The following is a 2,837-nucleotide window of genomic DNA, read 5'->3' as shown; positions in this document are numbered from 1 at the left end:
CCGTCAACGGAGCTGATACGAATCAGCGGGCCGGGGGGGTGCCGCGCGGAGGCGGGGGGACGCCTCCGCCTCCGCGCGGTCTACGTCAGCTCGTGGTGCAGGGCGAGCCGTTGACGGTGAAGGCCGCCGGCGCCGGGTTGGACCCGGTGTGGCTGCCGCTGAACCCGGCCGAGACGGACGCGCCGGGCGCGACGCCGCGGTTCCAGTCGAGGCTCGCCGCGGTGACGGCGGTGCCGGTCTGGGCGAAGGTGGCGTTCCAGCCGCTGATCACCTGCTGGCCGGCCGGGTAGGACCAGCCGATGGTCCAGCCGTCGACCGCGGTCTGGCCGGTGTTGGTGAAGGTCACCTCGGCGTTGAACTGGTTGTCCCACTGCGAGGTGATGCGGTAGGTCACCTTGCAGGAGCCGGCCGCCGCGTCGGGCGGGGTGGTGACGGTGACCGTGCCGGACGGGGCCGACAGGTTGCCCGCCGCGTCCCGGGCCCGGACGTAGTAGGTGTAGGTGGTGTCCGGGGCGAGGTCGCCGAGCTGGGCGACGGTGCCGGTGTAGGAGCCGACGGGCTGGCCCGCGCCGGTGTGGAGGTCGTACCCGGCGACGCCGACGTTGTCGGTGGAGGCCGTCCAGGTGAGCGTGACGCCGCGCGCGGTCAGGCCGCTCGCGACCGGGGTGCCGGGCGTGCTGGGCGCGACCGTGTCGTCCGGCGCGGGGCCGGGGGCGGCGTACAGCAGCCGGTTGGGGGAGCCCTCGCCGATGCCGGTCAGCACGTCCTTGGTGGAGCTGCTGATGATGGCCGCCTTGCTGTCGGCCATCGTGGCGGCGGGGTTCTCCTGGAGGTGGCGGGCGATCCAGCCGGTGACGTGCGGGGCGGCCATGGACGTGCCCGACCAGGCGCCCGAGGCGGTGTCGCTGGTGCTGACCGAGGAGGTGATCGCCGTGCCGGGCGCGAACACGTCCACGCACGGCCCGAAGGAGGAGAAGCTCGCCTTCTCGTCCAGGATGGTCGTCGCGCCGACCACGACCCCGCGCGGCGAGCGCGGCGCGTTGGTGCAGGCGTCGGTGTTGTAGTTGTTGGCGATGAACACGGTCTGCACGCCCGAGTCGATCAGCCCTTCGGCGGCGTCGTTGCTGGCCGTGCCGTAGCCCTGGAGGCTGAAGTTGGCCACCGAGCGCGGCGGGTGGTTGGCCGCGACCCAGTCCATCGCGGCGACCAGGTCGCTGGTCAGGCCGCTGTTGCTGCAGTTGAGCACGCGCACCGCCACCAGGTTGACGGCCTTGGCCACGCCGTACGTGGCGCCGCCGACCGTGCCCGCGACGTGCGTGCCGTGGCCGTGGCAGTCCTCGGTGGTGCCGTCGGCGACGAAGTTGGCGCCGAAGGACGCCCGCCCGCCGAACTCGGTGTGCGTGGTGCGGATGCCGCTGTCGACGATGAACGCGGTGACGCCCGCGCCGGTGGCGTTGTAGGTGTAGCTGTTGTCGAGCGGCAGGGCGCGCTGGTCGACGCGGTCGAGGCCCCAGCTCGGCGGGTTGGGCTGCACGGTGCTGCCGGTGATGACGGAGTCGCGCTCGACGTAGGCGACGGCCGCGTGCGCCCGTACCGCGGCCAGCGCCTTGCCGGGCAGGACGGCCGCGAACCCGGCCAGCGCCTTGCCGTAGCGGCGGGTGACCCGGCCGCCGTTCACCACGGTGTCACGTTCCAGCGAGGAGCGTAAGTCGCGCGAGCGTGCCTTCTCGGGCTTCATGACCACGATGTAGCGGTCCTCGGCTCCGGCCTGCGGCTCGCCCGGCGTGAGCAGCGGCGCCGGCTCCGCCGCCTGGGCGGGGACCGCGATCACCGCCAGCGGCAGCGCGAACGCCGCGCCAAGAGTGGCCAGCCTGAGTTTCCATGCCTGGGGCAATGCTTCGTCCCTTCAGAAGTGATCTTGACTTCTGGAGGCTATCCGATCTTGGTTTCCGGCCGATGGCCGCCCCTCGTGAACGGCAGCCGACATCTGGGTGTCGAACCGGGTCCGGGGTCCGGTGCCAACCTTTCGGGGGGTTCGCGGCGTTTGGGGGGTGACCGAGTTGAGGAGAGACGTGGATCGCGATGCCAGTTTCCGGGCGTTCGTCGATGCTCACCAGCGCCCGTTGATGCGTCTGGCATACCTGCTGACCGGTGAGGTGCATCTCGCCGAGGACCTGCTGCAGAGCGTGCTGGTGCGGATGGTCGGGCGCTGGCCGAGGTTACGCCGGATGGACCGGCCCGACGCGTACGCCCGCAAGGCCCTGGTGAACCAGTACATCTCGTGGCGGCGGCGGCGCGTCACCGGTGAGGTGCTGAGCCCGGAGCCGCCCGAGCGGGGCTATTCGACGGAGGACTCCACCGTGCTGCGGATCGTGCTGCGCCAGGCGCTGATGCGGCTGACCCCCAAGCAGCGCGCGGTGATCGTGCTGCGCTTCTACGAGGACCGCACCGAACGTGACGTCGCCGGGCTGATGGGCTGTTCGGTCGGCACGGTGAAGAGCCAGACGCATCACGCCCTGGCCCGGCTGCGCGCGCTGGCGCCCGAGCTGGCCTCGCGCCTGCCCGTTCTGGACGATCCGGCCGACATGAGGGAGGCGCGCCGATGACCTGGCTGGGAGACGCTCTCGGGCGTATCGCGGAGGACATGCCGGACCGGGATCTGGCCGCCCGGGCCATCGAGATCCACCGGCGCAGGCGGCGCAACCTGGTGGCGCTCACCGCGGCGGCCGTGGTCGTCGTCACGGTGCTCGCCGCGACCGTCGGCGTCCGCGCGCTGCCCGGCGCGCGGCAGGAGCCCGCCGCGCCGGCGCCCCCGCCCGAGCGGAGCACGCTCCGGG

3 protein-coding genes are annotated in these 2,837 nt (G+C 72.6%); 2 read left to right on the top strand and 1 reads right to left on the bottom strand.

Features of this window, described 5'->3' with window-relative positions; all coding sequences use genetic code 11:
* Positions 1 to 85: 85 nt before the first annotated feature.
* Positions 86 to 1,894, bottom strand: coding sequence for a cellulose binding domain-containing protein (locus KME80_RS52530; RefSeq protein WP_219520038.1), 1,809 nt, complete (start codon positions 1,892 to 1,894; stop codon positions 86 to 88).
* A gap of 121 nt (positions 1,895 to 2,015) precedes the next feature.
* Between KME80_RS52530 and KME80_RS49665 the strand changes: the two genes are divergently transcribed.
* Positions 2,016 to 2,606 carry a SigE family RNA polymerase sigma factor gene (locus tag KME80_RS49665; protein WP_372455467.1) on the top strand — a complete coding sequence of 197 codons (591 nt, stop codon included), beginning with the start codon at positions 2,016 to 2,018 and terminating at the stop codon, positions 2,604 to 2,606.
* Positions 2,603 to 2,837, top strand: a 235-nt coding sequence (locus KME80_RS49660; protein WP_219520033.1) for a hypothetical protein, incomplete at its 3' end; no start/stop codon positions are given. The genes KME80_RS49665 and KME80_RS49660, both read left to right, overlap by 4 nt.

It is taken from the genome of Nonomuraea ceibae (assembly GCF_019396325.1).
Classification (GTDB): Bacteria; Actinomycetota; Actinomycetes; order Streptosporangiales; family Streptosporangiaceae; genus Nonomuraea; species Nonomuraea ceibae.
This window is presented reverse-complemented; position numbering and strand designations above follow the sequence as displayed.